Origin of the sequence: Flavobacterium sp. UBA7680, from assembly GCF_002482975.1 — a bacterium.
In the GTDB taxonomy this organism is placed as follows: Bacteria; Bacteroidota; Bacteroidia; order Flavobacteriales; family Flavobacteriaceae; genus Flavobacterium.
The window spans coordinates 86,842-111,696 of record NZ_DLHA01000018.1; the positions used below are offsets into that span (position 1 = coordinate 86,842).

Genomic DNA, 24,855 nt, shown 5'->3' on the forward strand with positions numbered 1-24,855 from the left:
TGTATTTATAGTTTGATTAAAAAACATAATCTTGTCGAGTTTAATGCTAATAAATGAACAAAATAATGCCCATTTAATTACATTCATTGATACCGAAATTGAACCTACAAAAGGTAAAATCCTTGACATAGGTGCAATTAAAGAAAACGGTAATCAATTTCATAAAGCATCTTTAGGGGATTTTATCCAGTTCCTCAAAGGTGATGATTATGTGTGCGGGCATAACATTTTAAATCACGATATAAAATATATAGGTAACGCAATTTATGAGGCTGGCATTAACCCTTCAAACATAATTGATACTTTACATTTATCTCCTTTGTTGTTTCCAACTAAGCCTTACCATGCCTTATTAAAAGATGACAAACTTCAGACGGAAGACACAAACAACCCGCTAAACGATTCTATCAAAGCAAGAGATTTATTCAATAGTGAAATAGCTGCTTTTTGGCAAATTAATGAAACGATTAAAGAAATTTTTTATCTCCTTTTAAATCATACAAAAGAGTTTGGAGCTTTTTTTCGGTTTATAAATTATAAGAATACAAGCTCAGATCCAGAAGCTGAGATTAGATTAAAATTCCGCGGTGAAATTTGTGAACAAGCAGATTTAACCAAAATAATATCTGAAAATCCTATCGAATTAGCTTATTGCCTGTCATTGATTAATTCATTTATAATCCATAGAAAGGTTCACTCCATTACTCCTCCGTGGGTTCTTAAAAACTATCCCGAAGTAGAACGTATAATGTTATTATTACGGAGCAAACCTTGCATAACTGGCTGCATTTACTGTAACAATGCACTGGATGTCTATAAAGGGTTAAAAAAGTTTTTTGGCTTTGATTCTTATCGGACTTATGGCGGTGAACCGCTTCAGGAAAAAGCCGTTAAAGCCGCCGTGAATAACAAATCTGTACTGGCTGTTTTCCCAACTGGAGGCGGGAAATCAATTACATTTCAAGTTCCTGCGCTTATGAGTGCTGAAAACTCAAAAGGGCTAACCATTATAATTTCTCCGCTTCAGTCTTTAATGAAAGATCAGGTTGACAATCTTGAAAAAAACGGAATAACAGAAGCAGTTACTATTAATGGACTTTTAGATCCTATTGAAAGATCCAAATCATTTGAAAGAATTGAAGATGGTTCTGCCTCTATTCTGTATATTTCACCTGAATCACTTCGCTCAAAAACTATTGAAAAGTTAATTTTAGGCCGGAAAGTTGCCCGTTTTGTTATTGATGAAGCACACTGTTTTTCTTCATGGGGACAAGATTTCAGGGTAGATTATCTATATATTGGTGATTTCATAAAGTTAATTCAGGAAAAGAAAAATCTTGAAGATGCCATACCAGTGTCCTGTTTTACAGCAACGGCAAAACAAAAGGTAATTGAAGATATCCGGGATTATTTTAGCGAAAAGCTATCGCTGGATCTTGAAGTATTCACTTCAAAAGCTTCAAGGACTAACCTTCAATATAAGGTTTTTGAAAAGCAAAATGAAGATGAAAAATATCAAGCCGTCAGAGATTTAATTGAGGAGAAAAACTGCCCAACGATTATCTATGTATCCAGAACACTCAAAGCTTATAAACTTGCCGAACAGCTGGCGAAAGACGGTTTTAATGCAAAACCATACCATGGAAAAATGGATAAGCAGGAGAAAACCGAGAATCAGAATTCCTTTTTAGGTGGTGAAACACAAATTATGGTAGCCACTTCTGCATTTGGTATGGGAGTAGATAAGAAAGATGTGGGCTTGGTTATTCATTATGAAATTTCAGATTCACTTGAAAACTATGTGCAGGAAGCTGGGCGTGCAGGAAGGGATGAAAATATTTCAGCTGATTGTTTTGTACTTTTTAACGAAGAAGATCTTAGTAAGCATTTTATTCTGCTAAACCAGACCAAACTTTCGATTAAAGAAATCCAGCAAGTGTGGAAAGCGATAAAGGACATTACAAGATTTCGTTCTAAAGTATCCAATTCAGCATTAGAAATCGCACGAAAAGCAGGCTGGGATGATACTGTTGTAGAAATAGAAACACGCGTAACTACCGCAATTTCTGCCCTTGAAGACGCAGGATATTTAAAACGCGGACAGAATATGCCGAGGATCTTTGCCAGCAGTATTTTATCCAAAAATACCCAAGAAGCCATTGATAAAATAAATGCTTCAGAAAAATTTGAAGAAAAACAAAAAGAGCAAGGTGTACGTATTATAAAGAAACTCTTTTCAAGTAAAAGCAGAAAACAAATCAACAATGAAACTGCTGAATCAAGGGTAGATTATATTAGTGATCATTTGGGTATTGTAAAAGAAGAAGTCATTAATGTGATAAACTTACTGCGTGAGGAGAATATTCTTGCCGATGCCAAGGATTTGACTGCATTTATAAAGAATGCAGATAATAAAAACCGATCTCTTTCTATAGTAGAGTCATACAGCAAAATTGAAAACTTTTTACTCTCGGTTTTCAAAGAAGAAGAAAGTACTTTTCATTTAAAAGAACTAAACGAGAATGCCGAAAAAGATAGCTGTGAGGGCGTAAACACCAATAAATTAAAAACGATAATTAATTTTTGGTCTATTAAAAACTGGATTAAAAGAAAGAACTTAGACCATTTTAAAAACCATATTTCCGTACTCTGTCTTCAAAGTAAAGAACAATTAAAAGAGAAACTTGAAAAGCGTCATGAGCTTGCAGCATTTATCATCGAATTCTTTTATGACAAAACCATTACCGAAACAGTAAAAGATCAGACAGATAAAGATGAGATTTTGGTGGAGTTTTCGGTACATGAACTAAAAGCTGCTTATGATAATATCTTAAGCTTTTTTAAAAAAGAAATAAGTATTTATGATATTGAAGATACCTTGTTCTATCTTTCACGAATTGAGGCAATAAAGATAGAAGGCGGTTTTCTTGTAGTTTATAATAGCTTAACGATTGAACGAACCGAACAAGACAATAAAAAAAGATATACTAAAGACGATTATCAAAAGCTCAACCAGTTTTACGAAAGCAAAGTCCAGCAAATTCATATTGTGGGCGAATATGCCCAAAGAATGATTACCGATTACAGAAATGCGCTTCAGTTTGTGGAAGATTATTTCCAATTGAATTATAGTTCATTTTTAAACAAATATTTTAAAGGCAGCAGACAAAATGAGATTAAGCGGAATATTACACCTGCAAAATTTAGGCAGCTCTTTGGAGAACTATCCCCTACACAATTGAAAATTATTAATGATAATGAAACACAACATATAGTTGTTGCCGCCGGTCCTGGCAGCGGAAAAACAAAGGTGTTAGTACATAAACTGGCTTCACTCCTGTTAATGGAAGATGTTAAGCATGAGCAGTTACTAATGCTGACATTTTCACGAGCTGCCGCTATCGAATTTAAGAAGCGTTTATTAAAACTGATTGGCAATGCAGCAAACTTTATTGAAATTAAGACATTTCATTCTTACTGTTTTGATCTTTTGGGTAAGGTGGGCACTTTAGAAAAATCGACGGATATTTTAAGCACTACGGTTGAGAGAATTAAAAAAGGTGATGTTGAGGCTAATAAAATTACGAAGACTGTTTTAGTAATTGATGAAGCCCAGGATATGAATGCAGATGAATTCGCTCTTATAAACGCATTAATGAATCAGAATGAAGAAATGAGGGTTATTGCTGTGGGAGATGATGACCAAAATATTTATGATTTCAGGGGAGCGAGTTCTAAATATCTTGAACAATTCATTTATGATAACAAGGCCGTAAAACATGAGTTAGTCGAAAATTACCGCAGCAAAAGCAATCTGGTTGCATTTTCGAATCAATTTGTAAAGCAAATTCAACACCGCCTAAAAGAAACACCGATCATTGCTAATCAAACCGATAATGGAAAAATCAAAGTTGTTAGATATCAAAGCAGTAATCTGATTACGCCTCTTGTAACTGATATCGTTAACGCAGATCTTTCCGGAACTACATGCGTACTCACAAAAACTAACGAAGAGGCGATAAAAGTTACAGGGATGCTTTTAAAAAATGGCATCAAGGCAAAATTAATTCAATCTAATGATGATTTTAGTTTATACAATCTTGTTGAAGTTCGGTTTTTACTAGATAAAATAAATATTGGAGCTGATATTTACATCATCAGTGATGAAGTTTGGGACAATGCTAAACAAGAGCTAATTAACACCTTCCGTAACAGCAACAAATTAGAGATTTGCCAGAATATCATCAAAGATTTTGAAAGCACTAATCCTAATAAGAAGTACAAATCTGATTTAGAAGTTTTAATTCGGGAATCTAAATTAGAGGATTTTTATAATGAAAATGGTGAAACAATTTTTGTATCAACCATTCATAAAGCCAAGGGAAAAGAGTTTGATAATGTTTTCCTCTTGCTAGAGAATTTTAATCTGGATACAGATGAAGGCAAGCGAAAAGTATATGTGGCAATAACCAGGGCTAAACACAATCTAAATATTCACCTAAATGCCGACTATCTCAATCATTTGACTGTGGAAAATTTGGAACAAATAAAAGACTTTGAAGTTTACACTACACCTAATAAAATTGCGATACATGCCACTTTCAAAGATATCTGGTTGGACTATTTTATTAGCAGACAGGATCTAGTTTCTCGACTTACGTGTGGCGAAATGCTACCTGTTGAGGGTTATGTATGCTTAAATTCAAGCGGACAATCTGTGTTGAAATTCTCAAAGCAATTCATTGAGAAAATTGAAATAATGAAGTCCAGACACTATGAACTAAAAAGTGTAAATGTAAATTTTATATTGTACTGGCATAAGGAAGAAACTTCGCAGGATATCAAGATAATCTTGCCTGAGCTTTATTTTGAAATTAGTGAGCAATAAAAACACATCTATTACATCAAAGAAAAGATACTCCATCCACAAAGAATTGAAGAGATTATCATCAAAATCTTTGACATCTTTTTTAAATAACCTGCCTTTTTAAATTCTGAAAAGATAATTACTGCTATTCCTAATATAATTATATCAATAATGGTTAAGAAAAAAGCATTAGCGATAAACTCAGGAAATAAATTAAGATAAGCAGCTTTGGTTTCTTCAAATTCAGTGTATTTCGTGCACATATATATCCAGCAAATTTTATTTAAGATGCTAATTATTAGCAACAATACACCAAGAATATAAATAGACGTTTTGTATTTAGATTTCATATACATAGATTTTTAAAGTTAGAAAACCTCAAAACTGCACAATTGTGTGACAGTAATGAGGCCCGCTAAAAGCTATATAGTAGTCGATTCAAATTGCTTAAGATCTCTGGTGTTTTTTTGTACAGCAAGGGCTGAAAATAGTCCTAATACAAACGACATTCCGAAAAATCCCTTTTCACTGAGTAATAAACTGGCATTCCAAAGTCCAATTATTAATAATACTATCGAAGCAATGGTACTAAACCAGCTTATACTGTAATATAAATCGGTTACGGGGATTCCTTCCAGCCTGTCTCGCACACTTTTTTGTACGGATATTACAGAGAAAAGACCAAAAAGAAGAATGGTAAAATAATATCCTTTTTCATTGTAAGCCATAGCCGAATTATAAAGACCAATACAATATGAGGTCATACCTATAATTAACGTCATCCATGATGCGCCAACGAAAGCGGCACTCGGTTTTAAAGGGTTGTTTCCATAATTTGATCTTGCATTTTTTGATTCTGAATTGTTGTTTGATTCATTTGATTTTAGCGGTTCCATAATTTTATGTTTTATAATTATGAGGCAAATGTCAGCATGAAAAAGGAGTTCTAAAAACTAATTTATTTATAAAACTGATGATATAAAAATACATTTTACTATTTTTATCCTGATAAAAATATACTTATGAATGCACTGCAGGAAATATCAAATATGATGAATGATGTCGAAAAAAAGGCATTTATACAGTATCTATCAAAAAAGAATAAGCGCAAAGACACAGTTAATATAGAATTATTTAATTCTTTAAAAACTGATGATATAAAATTTAAAAATAATACTTTAGAAAACAAAAAAAGCACCGATGCCTATCATGCTCTTAGAAAAAGACTTTATGATAACATGATTAATTTTATGGCTAATCGGAGTTTTGAAAATGATAGTTCAGAAGAAAATACAATACTTCGTTTTATTGTTGTAAGTCGTTTATTTTTTGAACATAAACTTATAAAAACAGCTTTTAAATGTCTTGCAAAAGCCGAACATATTGCTCTAAGCATTGAACACTTTAGTCTTCTCAATGAAATCTATCTGACTCAGATACAATTTGCCCATTTTAATCTGTCAGAACCAATCGAAAAAATAATAGCGAAGTCTAAAGCAAATAAAAAACAGCTCGAATATGAGGAACAGCTTAATTTAGGTTACGCTGTTTTGCGTCGGGAACTTGCAGCTATTTATCACGAAGGCCGAATAGTAGATTTTCAGGCACTTATAAAAAATACTATTGAAACACATGGAATATCATTAAAACAAGGATTAACTTTTAAATCTTTATATCAAATATTATTTATTGCCAATGAATATGCTTCTATAAACAACAATTACTCGCTTATACAGCCTTTTGTTGTTAAAAGCTATAGATTTATCAGCAAAAAAACGGATCTGACCGATAGACATTTATACTATCATATATACATTTTATATTTTATAGCTAACTTCTATTTTCGTAATGGTCAGTTTACTGAGTCTTTGAATTATCTTAATTTGATGTTTACAGAACTTCAGAAACAATCCGATAAATATTATCACCGTTTCTGTCTTAGGTATTTTTTATTATTAGCCTTCAATGAAAATTATCTTGGCAATGCTCAAAAAGCAATAGAAATTGCTGAAAAGTCTCTTTCTTCAAACAAAAAAACAGATCCTAACGACAGTAACGACATTCGGCTTATGCTTATCGTTTTTTATATACAGCAAAATGCTGGGCGTAATGCCGTAAAAGAAATGGCAAAATTAAACCATACTGATAGTTGGTACGAAAAGAAAATGGGGATGGACTGGACAATAAAAAAGTGTCTTGTCGAAATCCTTCTGCACGCACAGCAAGAAAACATTGAACTGGCTTTATCCCGAATAAAAAGTTTTAAACGACGTTATAAAAAATACCTTTTAACGGTAAATGAAGAACGTGTTGTTCAATATCTTTTGTTTGTAGAGCAATATGTAATGAAACCTGAAATTATACAAACCAAAAAATTTCAAAAAGCAATAGAAGATTTTATAATTACGGCACAAAACGGACCTAAAGACATTGTAATCATGAGTTTTTTATCTTGGTTATTGGCAAAAGTGAGACAAAAATCGATCTATGAAACAACTTTAAATCTCCTGACAATTTACTTTCCCTCTACATAAGCTTTTAGACAGCGAACTGACAATCTGAAAAAAATCAAAAGCCTTCAACATACGAAATACAACCAGCAAGAATATTTTTTTCTATCTTCCCAAAATAAAATTTTCCAAAATGAGCCACCTGTTTTCAATAAAAAAATCATTTTTATTTAGCTTCATTATACTGACAAGCTATTTTCTAGTTTCTTTTCACTTAAAAAACACAGAACAATCCGTTTCTGGTAAAATCAAAAAAGTGCTGATTTTTTCTAAAACTAACGGCTTCAGACATGAAAGCATTCCTGCCGGAATCGCAGCGATAAAAAAACTGGGACAGGAAAATCATTTTATGGTAGATGCTACTGAAGATTCTCTGGCAATTAATTCAAAGAACTTAAAGCAATACCAAGCCGTTATATTTTTAAGCGCCTCAGGCAAAGTTTTGGGTGAAAATCAAAAATTAGCTTTGCAGAAATTTATTGAAAAAGGAAATGGTTTTGTAGGCATTCATTCGGCTACAAACTGCGAACCAGACTGGTCTTGGTACACACAAATGATCGGCGGAATTTTTGAAGGGCATCCGGAACCGCAGAATGCTAAATTAATAGTTGTCAATCATGAACATCCATCTACAAAACATCTTCCGGCAATTTGGGAACGAAAAGATGAATGGTACAATTTCAAATATTTAAATCCAGACGTAAGTGTGCTTATAAAAATTGATGAAACATCATATAAAGGCGGTAAACATGGTGATAATCATCCTTTGGCCTGGTATCACAAATATGATGGCGGCAGAGCGTTTTACACTGCTTTAGGACACAGCCCTGAAAGTTACAGCGATCCTCTTTTTACACAGCATTTGCTTGGAGGAATCACTTATGCTATGGGCAAATAAAATTCATTAACCTTTATTTAAATAAGTATGAATATCAATCTTAAAATTCCATTTCTCTCTGTCTTTTTAATTTTAACCATTTTAGGCTGTTCTGATAAAAAAACAAAACATATTCCCGAAAACCCTTATTTAAAGCAATTAACTGAAAAGCAAATTGGAGATACCAATTACTATATTTCTATTCCAAAAAAATATACCATTAAAGAAAACAGAGGGCCTGACTTTTCTGTTTATTATTTCTATCCTACAGACACGACAGCTACAGCAGCTTTTTCAGGCGGTTTCTATTTTGGCAATCATCCAAGTCAGTTTGAATCAGCTAGTGATAGCTGTAAAACAGAAAAAATAAAGCATAAAATTCTAAACAAAAATACAGACTGGACCGTATATAACTGCAAAGGCAAATATTCTATTCAGTCAATTGTTGAAAGCGGAAGCAATGAAGGCTGGAACCAATATATTCACGCTTTTGCCAGTGCAAATTCTGCCGCAGACTTAAAAAAAGTATTTCTCATTTTGGAAACTATGAAAAAGAAAGAACCAAGCAAACAACCAAAATAGTTATCAAAAACAAAAAAGTCAGAGATTTTTCAAACTTTTATAATCTCTAAATTACTGGCCTTTAATACCTTCAAAATAACTAAAAAAGTTTTTTTGAAATCCTTTGTTCATTTCAAAAATTAATCACATTTTTGCACCCGCATTAGAAAAACAGGTCCGTTCGTCTATCGGTTAGGACGCCAGGTTTTCATCCTGGTAAGGGGGGTTCGATTCCCCCACGGACTACTTATCAAAATAAAAGCTTCGGAGAAATCTGGAGCTTTTTTTGTTTATGTTTCTTCATTGAGATCAAGAATTGATAAGAATAACCTATAAAATCTAGTTTCTACAAAAACGTAATTACTACTTTATTTTTTGATTTATTTCAACCTTAAATTTATTATTTGATAAATCCAGATTAGTAGGTTTATAGTTAGTGTTCGTAATTTTGTCCATTACACTTTGATGAATAAATGTACCTTCTCTAAATTTTCTTTGCGGCCATAACCTAAAATCAGATTTGATTTGGTGAAACCAACTATTTTTATCAAATCGTGCTCTAGGAATAAAATCAAATATCTTAAATCCTAATGTGAGAGAGTTGTGTATTGCTGCCATGTGATCGGGTTTTTGGTAGTTAGAGTTTATACCATAAACATAACGACCAACTTTCTTTTTTGAAACTATTAAGTCATGATTAGTAGCTTCTCCAAGCATCCATTCCAATGCTAATTTAGATAAGCCTTCAATAGGATAAGAACCTCCTACATCAGAATGTACTCCTGCAAAAAGAACCTCCTTGCAGTCCTTATGCAATTCCGAAACTTCATAATAATAGTAATGTTTTCTTCTTTCATCTATTGAAATCGCATGTCTTACAGTTTTGGCAATACCTAAGCTTCTGGAATATGGAAAGTTTTTATAATAACTTATTAATCCTCCTGCTGCTACAACAGTATCCCATATCCCGATGAAATGAATATCTACTTTCCTAGAGAACCTGGATCGAAAAGCGTTAGCCATCTCAAACAATTTATCGCCTTTTACATAAATTTCAAGCGCATATCTTAAATGTCCATAGTTCCCTTTTTCCAGCAGACCAAACATTTCAATAAGTCCACTTAACATTCTTACTGTATAGGCGCCCCTGCTAAATCCGAATAGATAGATTTTATCACCCTCCTCATAATTATCCATTAAAAAAAGGTACGCGTCTTTTACATTTTCTTCAAGGCTCGAAGCTGATACCATATCTTTTATGACATTCCATTTTCTAAACAACCAATTTCTAGTTCCGCTTGGAGCAATTGTTCCTACACCAGGGTGATAATAGGTAACCTGATTTTTATCTTTTGTAAGGCAGCTGTATAAATGGAGTACATTTGTATTTTCATTGATGGTTAACTTATTGTCAGTTCCATCGCAACAGATTACTATATTTTTTGGCATTGAATTTCGTTTTTAAATTAAAACACACGCAAGCAGTTCTTTATGACTATTGATTTATTATTTCATAGCATACAAATAGTATTGTAGGCAATCCTTTTTCTTTATAACAAAGAGAATCTTAAATTTTATTTAGAAAACTAAGATTACAATTTTTCCAAATAGATCACATCAAATATAAAAACTACAAAAAGATAAAAATCAAGTAGTTATACCTGATTTTCTTGTTTCATTCAAAATTACTTTTATATCAAAACTACTTCATTTGATAAGTCAACTTTTTAAAAAATGTCAAAATGTATTATTTGTCGTTTCAACTTCAAGTCTAAAAAATGATCCTTTTTAATCTTTTTATCCAGTAATTTTTTAAAGTTTTTTCCTTCAAACCCTTGCTCTTGCTGAGAAATAAAACAAAGGGTCAATTTTACCACAACCAACTAATAACCAATATATTAAATAAATAAAAAAAGGGGAAAATTCCCCTTTTTTGGTACACTTACATTTATCTAATTTAGTCAAATATATCAGCCTTGTTTTCATTACAAGTTTAAAGCACAGTAAGAAGCCCCATTCTATTTACAATCTGCGCCCTGAATCTTATTCCTTTTCAGTAAAATTTCATTTAGTATTTATAATAAATTTTATCAAAAGATGATTTTTGAAGTAATACAAATAATTTCAGAACAAGTAAACAACTATCTCGACGAAATTGGGTTAGAGAAATCTGTTGTTCCAGAAAATATTGCTTTTCTAGAATCTCAAAATGATGATATCACCGATGCATTAAAAAATGCCGTGGCACTTACAGTAATCAACTTAGCCGAAGAAGCTACTTTAAAAAACTTCCCAAACCATACTATTGAAAATACTAAAACAATTTATAGAAACAGTATCGTCAATTTAAATCTGTATATACTTTTTAGTGCGAATAGAGATAAATATATCAACTCACTTAAGGATATTTCGAAAATAATTGAATTTTTTCAAGGGAAAAGACTTTTTACCCAAGCCAATACCATCTTTAACAGAAGCACTAGTGCCATGAGCAATGTAGACAACTTTAGATTTACGGTTGAACTCTACACTCCCACTTTTGAAGAGTTAAATTATATCTGGGGAACGTTAGGCGGCAAGCAGCTTCCATCCGCTTTATATAAAGTGAGCATGATACAAATTGAACGCAATATTGTACAAGCAGAAGGACAAGTTATTGGTGAATTTACAGGAACAACCAAAAGAAAAGAACAATCATGAGTTTTGCTGCTACATATCAATTGCTATTTGAAGTAACGCTTCGTCATAATTATTTTTTGAATAATGGAGAAGAAACTTTTGCAAGTATGGCAAATGCTGATAAAGAAAAAATGCTGCAGCAATTTAATACAGATGCGTTTGCGACAATAATGCCAACTTTAGAAACCAATATTGTACTTAAAAACTACAAAATGATATTCAAAAAAAGCAAAACAGGTTTCGGAGTATACATTAAAGTGAAAGATGAACTGGATCCATTTATAAAAGTCCCAGTTGATTTAAACCTAAAGTTTTTAATTAAAATTAATGATTATCAATTTGAAAATTATACTAATCTTGATTTTGCTCTTACTCAGGCATATCTTTTCAGTAATGTCAAACCATTAACTGAACCCGTTTCATTTGAATATCTTCCAAAAATAAATGACAACAAACTTATTTCAAATGCGTATTTAGTATCTGAAGAAACCACTGCCAATTTACTTTCAACATTGCAGCCGTCAGAACAACAAAATGTCTTTGGACTTATTTCACTAACCGCTAAGGGCGACAACAGTTCAGGAAACATTATAAATAATTTGGGAAAAATGATAAGTCCAAATTTTAAAATTCATTTTGATAATCGAAAAACACTTTGGAAATATATCAACCGTAAAGCAGGAACAGAAATTAAAACCAATGCTGCAAAACCATTAACGCGCTCTGGTTTTGTTGAAATTGATCCGCTTACCGATTTTACGCCTTCACAACCGGCAGAAAGTCAATACCCAAATCCATCTGTAAAATCAATAACAAAAATCAATAGTGATTACTATTCGGAAATATTTATTTAATAATTAAAAAACAAATCAATTATGGCAACAACTTACAAAACGCCTGGAGTATATGTTGAGGAAATCGTAAAGTTTCCTCCTTCTGTTGCCCAGGTAGAGACAGCGATTCCTGCTTTTATTGGCTATACTGAAAAAGCCACGAACAAGATTAATGGAGATTTGAAATTGAAACCAACAAGAATAACATCTCTTTTAGAATACGAACGCTTTTTTGGCTTTGCTAAACCGGAAACAACAATTAGTGTTACCATTAATGATGTTTCAACTGATAATGGAGACACAAGATCTATTGTTGTAGATCAACCAACTTCAAAACAACCTTTTTTGATGTATTATTCATTGCAGTTGTTTTTTGCAAATGGCGGTGGTCCTTGCTACATTATTTCGGTAGGGCGTTATGGAAATGATTTAGATGAAGCAGACACTCCCGTTACAGCAATCAATAACAGTACTGCGCTGAATGCCGGATTAGCAGAATTAGAAAAGGTAGACGAACCAACACTAATTCTATTTCCAGATGCTACAAAAGTAAGCGGCATAACGATAACTGATTTCTACGGATTATACAATAATGCATTAATGCAATGTCAAAATCTTCAGGACAGATTTACCATAATTGATACTTTAAATTATGATGGATCAAGCCCAACAGATACTAATATAGATGATTTAAGAGCTAAAATTAGTTCTGAAAAAGACACTATTAAATACGGAGCTGTTTATTATCCTCACCTGGAAACCATACTGGATTATGCTTTTGACACCAGTAAAATTATATTAAAACATTACTCTTATACAGCAAAAGCGTATGACCAAATCGCTGCAGGACTGTTAACCATCGAAAATCCAACTACAGGGATTGATGCAACTGTAGCTAAATTGATTGACGTTACTACTGTTCCCGGAAATATTTCCGGTCAAATGAGTGATCTGCTTTTACAGATGTACAGTAATGATGCAACCGGTTTTGATTTAGGCGGAACCTTTGTTAGTAATCCTGCTAAAAAAACAGCTTTCCTGAATAAACTGAATGTTCTGCTCACTTCTTTAGAAAGTTTATCTCTTTTGAGAAATTCTCTAAACGACGAAGCAAATGCTGCAATCAGCACAATATCTGATGAGGATATGGTTATTGCGAATAGCATCTCAAGTACTTTGGCTGCATTTAATTTGAACTTTACTGACACAAATAAAATTGACTCTGTATACAAAAACTTAAAAACATTAAAAAAGAAAATACAGGACGAGAACGCAACGGCTAAGCTGCTTAAAATTGTATCAACTGATGCTGTAAGCTTTGATAAAGAATTAAAAAAACTTGTAAGCTATACTCCTTTGAATACGCAAACTGCAATTACGATAGTTACAAATAATTTTTCTGGTATTAAAGCAACCCTGCTTGCACTTGTAAATGCTATTAAATCTGTTAGTGGAAAAGATGTAAACAATGGAGCATTAAACGGAAGAAAATTAAGCACTTTAGAATCTATCGACAATGTGACTTTTAATAAAATCCTTACTGAAATTTACAACCTGCCAATAACACTTCCTCCAAGCTCTGCTATTGCAGGAGTTTATGCCAGAGTTGACAGAGACAGAGGCGTATGGAAAGCACCTGCAAATGTAAGTCTGAACTATGTAATAAAACCAACCGTACAAATAACAAATACCATTCAGGACAATTTAAATATTGATACTGTTGCAGGTAAATCTATCAATGCTATCAGAACTTTTACCGGCAAAGGAACCTTGGTTTGGGGGTCAAGAACCTTAGCCGGTAACGATAGTGAATGGCGTTATGTACCAGTTCGCCGCTTCTTCAATATGGCCGAAGAATCTATTAAAAAAGCAACCGAACAGTTCGTTTTTGAACCTAACGATGCTAATACCTGGATAAGAGTAAGAGCTATGATTGAGAATTTCTTAATTCTTCAATGGAGAGCCGGAGCTTTGGCCGGGGCGAAACCAGAACAAGCTTTTTATGTTAGAATTGGACTGGGACAAACCATGTCAGCGATGGATATTTTAGACGGTAAAATGATTATCGAAATTGGTCTGGCAGTAGTTCGTCCGGCTGAGTTCATCATTCTTCGTTTCTCTCACAAAATGCAGGAATCTTAATTAAATCATCTTTAAAAAAATATAGATCATGAGTTATCCATTACCAAAGTTTCATTTCTCAGTTGACTGGGGAGGAACAAAAATAGGGTTTACAGAAGTTTCCGGATTAGATGTAGAAACTGAAGTTATTGAGTACCGTCAGGGTGCAAGTCCGGAATACAGCAAAATTAAAATGCCGGGCATGCAGAAGTACTCTAACATTACCATGAAAAGAGGCACTTTTAAAAGCGACAATGAGTATTATGCCTGGTGGAATACGGTAAAACTAAACACCATCGAAAGAAGGGATATTACCATCAAATTACTTAATGAGGAGCACGAACCAGTGATTACCTGGAAAGTAAAAAATGCGTGGCCAACAAAAGTTCAGTCAACTGATTTAAAAGCCGACGGAAACGAAGTAGCTATCGAGTCAATTGAATTGGTTCATGAAGGTTTATCTATTCAAAATGACTAGTCATGGCTAACTATTATCCACCCGTAGGTTTTCATTTTCTGGTTGAATTTGATCAACTGGGCACAAAAGAAAAAGACCATCAATTTCAATCCGTATCAGGACTTTCTGTAGATCTTGAAACGGAAGAAATTGTTGAGGGTGGAGAAAACAGATTCAAACACAAACTTCCCGTTAAAACCAAATATCCCAATTTGGTTTTAAAAAGGGGGATACTTATTGATTCTGACGTAATTGAATGGTGCAGAAAAGCATTAGAAAATTTCGAGTTTAAGCCCGTAGATTTAACTGTAAAACTCTTGAATCAGGACCACGAGCCTTTAATGCACTGGAAAGTTATACACGCCTATCCCGTAAAATGGGCAGTTGAAGATTTTAGTGCTTTGGAAAGCAAAATTGTTGTTGAAAGCTTTGAGCTTGCTTATAATTATTTCACGCTTCATAAAAAATAATTTTATCATGCCAATTGAAATCAAAGAGCTTCACATTAAAATAAACGTGAGCGAAAATTCAAGTTCGGGTGCAAAACCACCTGCTGCATCATCTGCTGCAGAAAAAGATAATGTGGCCGAGTGTGTCGAGCAAGTAATGAAAATCATTGAACGAAAAAAAGAACGCTAATATGACAACGACTAATGGTGAATTAAAAAAACTGAAGATCATTGCTTATAGCGATCCTCAATTCAACAATCCAATTTCGGATATTGAAGAGTTCATTACTCTGATGAATCCCGAAAAATATACTTTTCATTACAAGATAGAGCAAGATACAACGCAAGCTGCCGGAACAAGCAGTCCTGCGCCAAGATTTACAGCAATTGCTCCGGAGGAATTAGAATTGGATTTTGTTTTTGACCGAACAGGTGTTATTGCCGGCAAGGAAACTACCGAAAATGGTGTTATTGAAGACATTGAGCATTTTAGAAAGGTAATTTTAGAATATAATGGAACTGAACATAAACCAAACTATTTAAAAATTGCTTGGGGAAGTCTTTTATTTAAAGGATCTCTCACAGAAATGACCATTGAGTATAAACTTTTCAGGCCAGATGGAACACCCATTAGAGCCATTGCAAAAGGAAAATTTAAAGGAGTTGTTGAGGATGAGTTAAGAGCAAAACAGCAAAACAATCAATCTCCTGATTTAACACATACCAGAATTGTAAAAGCAGGCGATACGCTTCCTTTAATGTCTTTTAAAATCTATGGCGATTCAAAATATTATCTCGAAGTAGCAAGAGCCAACAAGCTTATCAACTTTAGAAAATTAAAAATTGGTCAAAAAATATTTTTCCCTCCTCTACAAAAACAACAATAGATGAACAATAGCGGCGTCATACAAACCAGTAAAAGTGCAGATTTAGTAACGCACAAACTGCTCATTGAGGGAACTGAGCTGTCTGGTATTTACCAAGTAATGAGCATTGTAGTTCATAATGAAGTGAATAGAATACCGATGGCGCAAATTATTTTGACCGATGGAGATGCTGCCGCACGAGATTTTAAATTGAGCAATGAAGATTTGCTCATTCCGGGAAAAAAAATAGAAATAAAAGCGGGCTATCACAGTGACGAAGAAACTATTTACAAAGGAATAGTGGTGAAACATTCCATAAAAATAAAAGACAATTCATCTCTGTTAATTGTGGAATGCAAAGACGAAGCGGTAAAAATGACCATTGGCAGAAAAAGCAAATATTTTTATGACGTAAAAGACAGTGATGCTTTTGAAGACATTATAGGCACTTACGGATTAGAAAAAGATGTGGAAAGCACTAATTATAGTCATAAAGAGTTAGTGCAGTACAATACATCTGATTGGGATTTTATCGTGTCTCGTGCACAAGCCAATGGAAAATTATGTTTTGTTGAAAACGGCAAAATTTCGATTAAAAAACCAGATTTGGCGTCTGAAGCAGTTGAAACAGTTGCTTTTGGTGCCAGTATGCTCGATTTTGATGCCGAAATTGATGCTCGAAATCAGTTTGCTAAAGTTTCATCCTACAGCTGGAATGCATCCAATCAGGAATTATTAGAAATTGAAGCCAAAGATCCCAGCGTGAGCCTAAACGGAAATTTATCTCCTTCGGATTTATCCGATATAGTAAAACTGGAAAATTTAGAATTACGTCACGGCGGTCATGTTACCGATACTGAATTACAGGATTGGGCCGATGCAAAATTATTATTTCAACAACTATCAAAAGTTCGCGGAAGAGTCAAATTTCAAGGCATTCCTGAAGTAAAACCTAACACGATTATTACGCTTGAAGGCGTAGGAGATCGTTTTAATGGCAAAGCATACATTACAGGGGTTTTCCATGAAATTGCAAACGGCAATTGGACTGTAAACGCGCAGTTTGGATTAAATCCGGAATGGTTTTCTGAAACTTATGATATCAATACACCATCGGCTTCAGGAATAATTCCATCCATAAAAGGGCTTCATATTGGTATTGTAACCCAGCTTCAGGACGATCCCGACAGTGAAGACAGAATTTTGGTAAAAATACCCATTATCAATAACGAAGAACAAGGTATTTGGTGCAGAGTTGCTGCCTTAGATGCAGGTGATAACAGAGGTACTTTTTTTAGGCCCGAAATTGAAGACGAAGTAATTATTGGCTTCATCAACGAAGATCCCAATGATGCCATTGTATTAGGAATGCTCCACAGCAGTGCAAAACCTGCTCCGCTAAAAGCAGCTGACGATAACCATCAAAAAGGGATTTTTACAAGAAGCGAAATGAAAGTGCTCTTTGATGATGATAAAAAATCAATAGCCATTGAAACTCCCGCAGGAAAAAAAATAACACTCGACGAAGACAAAGGATCGATAGTTATTGAAGACGAAAATTCGAACGTGATTACAATTGACAGCGCAGGAATAAAAATGGAAAGTGCGGGCGATATTTCAATAAAAGCAACAGGCGATGTAAAAATTGAAGGAACCAATGTAAATCTAAAAGCAACTGCTCAATTTAAAGCCGAAGGCAGTGCTGGCGCAGAAATGTCGTCGGCAGCAGTAGCGATTGTAAAAGGAAGCATTGTTCAGATAAATTAAAAACACCTCTCCATTACTTTCAGTTCAAACTCTTAAATAAAAATAAATTATGGGAGCACCAGCCGCAAGAATTAACGATATGCATGTTTGCCCAATGGTAACAGCAACTGTTCCTCATGTAGGCGGCCCAATATTGCCGCCAGGCGCACCTACAGTACTGATAGGCGGTCAGCCGGCAGCCTGTTTGGGAGATATGATCACTTGTACAGGGCCTCCAGATAGTATTATAGCGGGTTCAGCCACAGTGCTTATTGGAGGAAAACCAGCAGCAAGAATGGGAGATTCAACTGCGCATGGCGGAACAATTGTAATAGGATGTCCAACCGTTTTAATAGGTTAATTATGGAAAGTAAAGAAGCTTTTTTAGGTACTGGATGGAGTTTTCCGCCAGAGTTTAAAAAAAACACTAAAGCAGTCGTCATGACATCTGACGAGGCCGATATTAAAAGCAGTCTGGAGATATTGCTTTCTACCAAAATCGGTGAACGCATTATGCTGCCCAGATATGGCTGCAATATGGACGAATTACTTTTTGAAACATTAGACAGAACACTTAAAACCTATGTTTCAGAACTAATAAAAACGGCCATTTTATATTACGAACCACGAATTGATGTTGACAAAATTGACATTACACAAGGTGATGATTTAGAAGGAGAATTATTAGTCATAATCGATTATAGAATAAGAAGTACAAACTCAAGAAGCAATCTAGTTTATCCATTTTACAAAGGAGAAGGCACTAATATTTAAAAGTTTATAAGCTATGAGTACCAACAGCCAAATAGACAATGTTATTTTTAAAAGAAATGGAGTTAATCAGGAAGAACGCTTTAGTGACGCACTAGAGCCGGGCAACCTGAAGCTTCATGATTTTACTATTGAAGACTGGCTGCTATTTGCTTATAACTTTGCAAAACAAGTCAACTTTTTCGACACAAATAACGATAAAACTCCAGAAGGCGATTGGCAGGAATTTTTTACCTATTTCGGCTTTTCAAAAAATGATCATCCGGATGGTATTCCGAAAAGAACAGAAAAAGAATATGCTGTTTTAAAAGAAAGCATTACCAAAACATTATCTACTTCCAATATCAATCAAGACCTTACTCCTCACATGACATTGTTTGTGTGTTTCCTGAAATTATTGGAATTATCCCAAAACAAACTTAATCTTATAACAAAAAAGCATTTAGACTTTTTTTATAAAGACATACTGCAAATCGAAAAACTGCCTGCAAAAGCAGATAAGGTGAGTATCATTTTTGAGCTTGCAAAAAAAATTGCCGAAGAAAAAATCGCTGTAAATACAGAACTTGATGCAGGAAAAGATCACGATGGCAAAAAATTAATATACAAAACCACAGAAGAATTTATTGCCAATAAAGCCAATATAGCGTACCTAAAAAGTGTATATAATGACATTGATTTAGGCGAAATAAAATACAGCGAAATTGCAAATTCTCTTGACGGAAAAGGAGAACCATTAAAAGAAGACGCTCCATATTGGTTTCCTTTTGGATATACATCTCATGAAAAAAAATACCCAAAATTAGACGATGCCAAATTAGGTTTTGCAATAGCTTCAGAATTATTTAATCTTAAAGAAGGCGATAGAAATATTGACATCACAATTACTTTTGATGGAAATTTAACTTTTCCTAATCCATTTAATGTAGATGATCTTTTGAAAAACATCAGCATTCTATATAGTGGAAAAAAAGGATGGATTGGAAATTTTAAACTTCGCACAGACGTTGCTTTTAAAAGTGGAACTCAATCTTCCAGCATTGGCGGCAACACATTAAGATTGATTTTTCAGATACCAAAAGATGATCCGGCAATTGTGAATTACGACCAGAAAGTTTTAGGCGAATTTTTCTCGACAGAACTTCCTGTAATTCGATTTTTAATCAATACACAAGATGTAAAAGGGCATACTCTTTTTAGAACTTTCGTGACAAAAACAATCACCAGCATTACTTCAAAAGTTGAGGTTAAAGATGTAAAATCTCTTTTATTAGAAAGTGATACCGGCCTGCTTAATGCTGCAAAACCCTTTTTTCCTTTTACAACTCAACCCGAAAAAAACAGCTCCTTTATAATAAACTATCCCGAAATCTTTTCTAAAAAATGGACAGATGCAGATATTAACATCAAGTGGAAAAACACTCCATTATCATTTGAAACTCATTACGCAGCCTACAAAAAAAGTTTTCTTGAAACCATAAGTAAACAGATTTTTCTTGATGGCATTTTCATCAAGGACAGCGTTCCAAAAATAATGAATGCCAACCAGCCTGAAGATGGAATTGCCAAAAAAATCAATTTGAAAATAAAAGCTCCTGCAGAAACTAACGATTCAATAGAAGCTGTTGCAGAAACAAACGAATCACTTCAAATAAACCCAGACGGTGCAATTGTTATAGAGAACTATTTTAAAGCAACATTATCTGTTTTAAACAAAGAAGTTTGGGACAATCAAAATACAGCTGTCTTATTATTTGTTGATACTGATAAAGATCAAGTATTTGAATCGAATATCAATGTAAAAGGCAGCTATGAACTTGGCAAAAGCGGTCCTATACGATTGACATTAAATCAATCGTTTTTACATTCGTTATTTCCAAAAATATATACTCTGGCCATAATGAATGTGGCGACAGACCCGGCAACGCCTATTCCAAATGAGCCTTACACACCAGTTGTAGAAAGCATAAGCCTGAATTATTCTGCTGAAGAAACTACTGATTTCAAAGCTTCTGACTACGAGTCTAACCGAATAATATTGTTTCATGAAGCTCCTTTTGGTCAGCGTGAAGAGCATTCTTATTTGAAACAACAAGCCATCAATAAAGAAATTTTAGAGACTGGAACGCCAACTACAAATTGTCTGGTTCCGGATTATTGCGATGGAGGTGAATTTTATGTAGGGCTTCAGGATGCCGAAATACAACAGCAAATTTCATTATTATTTCAAATATTAGAAGGAAGCGAAAATATCAGCGTTCCCACTTTTACAGGAAAACAAAAAGTAGAATGGTACATATTATGCGATAATTATTGGAAAAATCTGGATAAGGAAATTTTAGCAAATGGTATCGATAACTTTTTAAAATCGGGTATCGTAAAATTTAGCATTCCAAAACAGGCAACTAATGACAATACTTTGTTTCCAGCCGATACCATTTGGGTAAAAGCAAAAATGCACAAAGATTATGATGCCGTTTGCAAAGTTATCGATGTAAAAACTCAGGTTGTTACCGCCCAATTTTTTGACAACAACAACAATTTAGCTCATTTAGACAGCACATTGCCTGCCAAAACTATATCTAAATTAATTACCAGAGTTCCACAAATTAAAAGTATTGAACAGCCCTTTAATTCATTTGATGGAAAACCATTGGAATCAGACGAATCCTATTATCTCCGTGTAAGTGAACGCTTGCGCCACAAAAACAGAGCTATAACGCTTTGGGATTATGAGCATCTTATTTTACAGGAATTTCCAAGTGTTTTTAGGGTAAAATGCCTTAACCATACTTTTATTTCGGGCACAAATACCTCATTTTTATCCCCGGGAAAAGTAACGTTGGTAGTAATCCCTGATATTATAGACAAAAATGTATTCGATATTTACGAGCCAAGAGTAAGCACAGCCACATTGAACAGCATAGAAAGTTTTATTAATTCTAAAAATTCAATGCTAGTGTCTGCAAAAGTAATTAATCCTGATTATGAAAAAGTTATCATAAAACTGGATGTAAAATTTTACCCGCAGTACGATGAGAATTTTTATAAAAAACAGCTCAATGAAGACCTTATAAAATTTTTATCGCCTTGGGCATTTGACACCTCTAAGCAAATCATATTCGGGGTTGAACTGCAGCGAAGCATTGTTATAGAATATATTGAAAATTTACATTACGTAGATTTTTTATCTACGCTTGAGATGGCGATCTATATCGATAAGAAAACAGATAAGGAACATCCTAAGCCATTAGAAGATACAGAAAACAACAAGGACAATGTACGCTTTTTAGACTTTTTAACTACGCTGTCTCCATCAAGCCCAAAAAACATTTTAGTCTCTGTTAAAAACCACATTATCAGTACCAACATAATAACTTGTACAATAACACCCCCAGAAGAACCTGAAAAATGTCAATACTAAACCAACATATCACCATTCCTAAAAAATCAGCAACTGAGGACGATTTGGATTTCTTTTATTTGAGAAAAAAAGGAATCGAATATATAGAGTCTTTTGGCAGTAAATTTTGGACTGATTTTAATGAGCATGATCCAGGAATTACGATGCTGGAGATGCTTTGCTACGCCATTTCTGATCTTGGGATGAGACTCAATCTCCCAATAGAAAATATATTAGAATCTAATGACATTAATAAAGGCATTCCAAAACAGTTTTTTAAAGCCTCAGAAGTATTATCATCAAGTCCAGTCACACAAAATGATTATCGAAAACTATTTATAGACATAAAAGGAGTTAGAAACTGCTGGCTTGCAAAATATAAAAAAACAGTTTATGTGGACTGCAAAAAAGATAAACTTTCTTATGATATTAAGGATTATGAAAACCTGCCAGATAATTTAAGAAAGTCTTTTGAGCTCAATGGTTTATATGATCTTTATGTAGATTTTGAAAGCTCAAAACCTTCAGAAATAGAGGCTGTTAAAGAAAAAATAAGAAAGCAGTATCATGCAAACAGAAACCTTTGTGAAGATCTTGTTGAGATAAAAAAAGTGGTAGACTACCCTATTAAAATATGTGCAGATATTGAAGTAGATACAGAAGCCGATGAAGAACTGGTTCATGCCAATGTCATGGACGCTCTGGAAAGTTACTTATCGACAACGGTCAATTTTTATTCTCTAAAACAAATGATTGACAAAGGATATTCAACTTTGGAAATTTTTGACGGCCCAAGTTTAGAAAATGGTTTTATTGATACTAAAGAATTGCTTACAGCTGATTTGAGAAACGAAGTACGTCTCTCAGACATTATGAGAATAATAATGTCAGTGCCCGATGTACTTTTAATTAAAGATATTTCTTTAGGAAATTGCGGAGGCGATGATTTGGAAAACAAATGGCTTATCTGTCTTTCACCTTACCAAAAACCTGTTGTTTGTGCCAAAAGTGTTTTCAATTACAACAAAGGATTATTGCCGCTCAATATCAATCAGGCTCAGGTAAAAATTTATTTAGACGCCATAAAAGCCGAAAAAGATAAAGCTACAACAAACGCCAGTCAGGATAAAGAATTAGAAATACCAAATGGCGAATATCTTAACACCGATTTTTATACCACCATACAAAATGATTTTCCTGAAACCTATGGTATTGGTGAAGTAGGGCTTCCTTCCAGATCATCTGTTGAACGTAAATCTAAAGCAAAACAATTAAAAGGATATCTTTTATTTTTTGATCAAATATTAGGAAGTTATTTTAAACAATTAGGCCAGGTAAGCGAATTGCTTTCTGTAAGCGGTAATTTGTCCCGAACCCTTTTTACGCAAGTCGTTAAAGACATTGAAGGCGCTGATGACATTGTAAACGGATATGAAAATTACAATGATGAAACTATCACAGCACTGCTTTTTGATCAGCAGGACAATAATATCGAACGAAGAAATAAAATTTTAGACCACCTTTTGTCCCGTTTTGCCGAAAATTTCTCGGAATACGTCTTTGTGAACAAAACCATTTATGGAAACACTACAGATCAAGTCGTATTGCGTGACAAAGAAAACTTTTTGAAAGATTATAAAGTCGTAAGCAAAGAGCGCGGCAATGCTTTTGATTATTACAAACAGCCCATTGCCAATTTATGGGATACCAATAATGTTTCAGGAGCCGAAAAAAGGATTTCAAGACTCATTGGTATTAAAGATTACAGTCGCAGAAACCTTTCGAATTCGTTTGTCGAAATGTACAATTTTATTGATACCGACAATCAATCTGTTTATAGATGGCGTATTGTAGATACTAATAAGGAAATTGTACTTTCTTCAACAGCAGAATATTTCGATACTTCTGCAGCAAATAAAGAACTTTATTTTGCCGTATTGCAAATTATCCAGACTAGGGAATATAAAATAAAAGAGGCTTTTAAAAACGGAACAATAACAGATTTATCTATTGTTGACAATATTTTAATTCAAAAATCAGATGCCGGAAAATATTCTTATGACATTATAAACCCCGCAATTAAAGACAAGAAAAATCCAAACCGCATTATTGCCCGCAGATTTGAATACTATACTGATTTGAAGGATTTAGAAAAATCGATTCTGGACTTAATTCACTTCATGAAAGAGGATTTTACCGAAGAAGGAATGTTTTTGATAGAACACATGATGCTTCGTCCAGATGTAAATCTAACAACCGTAAATCCAGATACGTTCATGCCTATCTGCGCCGATGAGTGCGATAATTGCGAACCAATAGATCCCTACTCCTACCGTGTAAGTGTAGTGCTGCCGGGATATACATTGCGATTTGCCAATACCGATTTTAGAAATTATATAGAAAAAATAATTAAGGAAGAATTACCAGCGCACGTTCTGGCAAAAATATGCTGGATTGGATATAGGGAAAAGGATGTGAAAGACCCTGCAGAAAACCAGCTTGTTCAATTTGAAAAAACATATAAAGACTATTTGTTCGCCAAAACTGATTTGAATCAAGAACAGCCAGAACCCCAATTAACAAGTTTTATTAAAGCGTTAACTGTTCTGGACAATGTTTACCCAACAGGGCGACTGTTTGACTGCAGCGATGAAAACGAGCGATTATCAGATAAAATTATACTAGGAAAAACGAATTTAGGATCACTATAAAAAC

The 24,855-nt window shown here is 33.9% G+C and carries 19 protein-coding genes and 1 tRNA gene; 17 read left to right on the top strand and 3 right to left on the bottom strand.

Annotated elements, in window-relative coordinates; all coding sequences use genetic code 11:
- Positions 1–31 precede the first annotated feature (31 nt).
- Entirely contained in the window at positions 32–4,888 is a 4,857-nt protein-coding gene (locus B3C18_RS04645; RefSeq protein WP_291143150.1) for a RecQ family ATP-dependent DNA helicase, read from the top strand.
- An 11-nt stretch (positions 4,889–4,899) separates the two neighbouring features.
- Here the strand turns inward: B3C18_RS04645 and B3C18_RS04650 are convergent, their stop codons facing one another.
- Positions 4,900–5,217, bottom strand: coding sequence for a hypothetical protein (locus B3C18_RS04650; RefSeq protein WP_291143153.1), 318 nt, complete (start codon positions 5,215–5,217; stop codon positions 4,900–4,902).
- Positions 5,218–5,289: 72 nt separating this feature from the next.
- The gene (gene yiaA / locus B3C18_RS04655; protein ID WP_291143155.1) at positions 5,290–5,763 is read right to left on the bottom strand and encodes an inner membrane protein YiaA; all 474 of its coding nucleotides are present in this window, start codon (positions 5,761–5,763) and stop codon (positions 5,290–5,292) included.
- A 156-nt stretch (positions 5,764–5,919) separates the two neighbouring features.
- Here yiaA and B3C18_RS04660 point away from each other — a divergent pair, with 156 nt between their 5' ends.
- From B3C18_RS04660 to B3C18_RS04675, 4 genes are all read left to right on the top strand, one after another.
- Entirely contained in the window at positions 5,920–7,401 is a 1,482-nt protein-coding gene (locus tag B3C18_RS04660; protein ID WP_291143158.1) for a hypothetical protein, read from the top strand.
- A gap of 109 nt (positions 7,402–7,510) precedes the next feature.
- On the top strand, positions 7,511–8,275 hold the full coding sequence (locus B3C18_RS04665; RefSeq protein ID WP_291143161.1) for a ThuA domain-containing protein: 765 nt from the start codon (positions 7,511–7,513) through the stop codon (positions 8,273–8,275).
- 27 nt (positions 8,276–8,302) lie between these two features.
- On the top strand, positions 8,303–8,836 hold the full coding sequence (locus B3C18_RS04670) for a hypothetical protein (RefSeq protein WP_291143164.1): 534 nt from the start codon (positions 8,303–8,305) through the stop codon (positions 8,834–8,836).
- Between the two features lie 153 nt (positions 8,837–8,989).
- A tRNA-Glu gene (locus B3C18_RS04675) sits at positions 8,990–9,061 on the top strand.
- Between the two features lie 117 nt (positions 9,062–9,178).
- Here the strand turns inward: B3C18_RS04675 and B3C18_RS04680 are convergent.
- On the bottom strand, positions 9,179–10,264 hold the full coding sequence (locus tag B3C18_RS04680; RefSeq protein ID WP_291143167.1) for a DUF2235 domain-containing protein: 1,086 nt from the start codon (positions 10,262–10,264) through the stop codon (positions 9,179–9,181).
- Positions 10,265–10,912: 648 nt separating this feature from the next.
- On the opposite strand from B3C18_RS04680, the gene B3C18_RS04685 reads away from it, so the two are divergent.
- Genes B3C18_RS04685 through B3C18_RS04740 form a run of 12 tightly spaced genes read left to right on the top strand, consistent with a single transcriptional unit; the run spans position 10,913 to position 24,851 of the window.
- The gene (locus B3C18_RS04685) at positions 10,913–11,515 is read left to right on the top strand and encodes a DUF4255 domain-containing protein (RefSeq protein WP_291143170.1); all 603 of its coding nucleotides are present in this window, start codon (positions 10,913–10,915) and stop codon (positions 11,513–11,515) included.
- Complete coding sequence (locus B3C18_RS04690) at positions 11,512–12,348, top strand: hypothetical protein (RefSeq protein ID WP_291143172.1); 837 nt, start codon at positions 11,512–11,514, stop codon at positions 12,346–12,348. The genes B3C18_RS04685 and B3C18_RS04690 overlap by 4 nt, the downstream gene beginning before the upstream one ends.
- Positions 12,349–12,369: 21 nt before the next feature.
- On the top strand, positions 12,370–14,469 hold the full coding sequence (locus tag B3C18_RS04695) for a phage tail sheath C-terminal domain-containing protein (RefSeq protein ID WP_291143175.1): 2,100 nt from the start codon (positions 12,370–12,372) through the stop codon (positions 14,467–14,469).
- A gap of 28 nt (positions 14,470–14,497) precedes the next feature.
- Positions 14,498–14,926, top strand: a complete 429-nt coding sequence (locus B3C18_RS04700; protein ID WP_007806487.1) for a phage tail protein — start codon at positions 14,498–14,500, stop codon at positions 14,924–14,926.
- Between the two features lie 2 nt (positions 14,927–14,928).
- On the top strand, positions 14,929–15,375 hold the full coding sequence (locus B3C18_RS04705; protein ID WP_007806489.1) for a phage tail protein: 447 nt from the start codon (positions 14,929–14,931) through the stop codon (positions 15,373–15,375).
- A gap of 7 nt (positions 15,376–15,382) precedes the next feature.
- Positions 15,383–15,544: a DUF5908 family protein gene (locus B3C18_RS04710; protein ID WP_291143191.1), complete on the top strand. Its 162-nt coding sequence runs from the start codon at positions 15,383–15,385 to the stop codon at positions 15,542–15,544.
- 1 nt (position 15,545) lies between these two features.
- Positions 15,546–16,241 carry a CIS tube protein gene (locus B3C18_RS04715; RefSeq protein ID WP_180860426.1) on the top strand — a complete coding sequence of 232 codons (696 nt, stop codon included), beginning with the start codon at positions 15,546–15,548 and terminating at the stop codon, positions 16,239–16,241.
- The gene (gene vgrG / locus B3C18_RS04720; RefSeq protein WP_291143197.1) at positions 16,242–17,987 is read left to right on the top strand and encodes a type VI secretion system tip protein VgrG; all 1,746 of its coding nucleotides are present in this window, start codon (positions 16,242–16,244) and stop codon (positions 17,985–17,987) included.
- Between the two features lie 49 nt (positions 17,988–18,036).
- Entirely contained in the window at positions 18,037–18,327 is a 291-nt protein-coding gene (locus B3C18_RS04725) for a PAAR domain-containing protein (RefSeq protein WP_053470586.1), read from the top strand.
- Positions 18,328–18,329: 2 nt separating this feature from the next.
- Entirely contained in the window at positions 18,330–18,740 is a 411-nt protein-coding gene (locus B3C18_RS04730) for a GPW/gp25 family protein (protein WP_053470587.1), read from the top strand.
- A 13-nt stretch (positions 18,741–18,753) separates the two neighbouring features.
- Positions 18,754–22,161, top strand: coding sequence for a baseplate J/gp47 family protein (locus B3C18_RS04735; RefSeq protein ID WP_291143205.1), 3,408 nt, complete (start codon positions 18,754–18,756; stop codon positions 22,159–22,161).
- On the top strand, positions 22,149–24,851 hold the full coding sequence (locus B3C18_RS04740) for a hypothetical protein (protein WP_291143208.1): 2,703 nt from the start codon (positions 22,149–22,151) through the stop codon (positions 24,849–24,851). The genes B3C18_RS04735 and B3C18_RS04740 overlap by 13 nt, the downstream gene beginning before the upstream one ends.
- Positions 24,852–24,855: the final 4 nt, after the last annotated feature.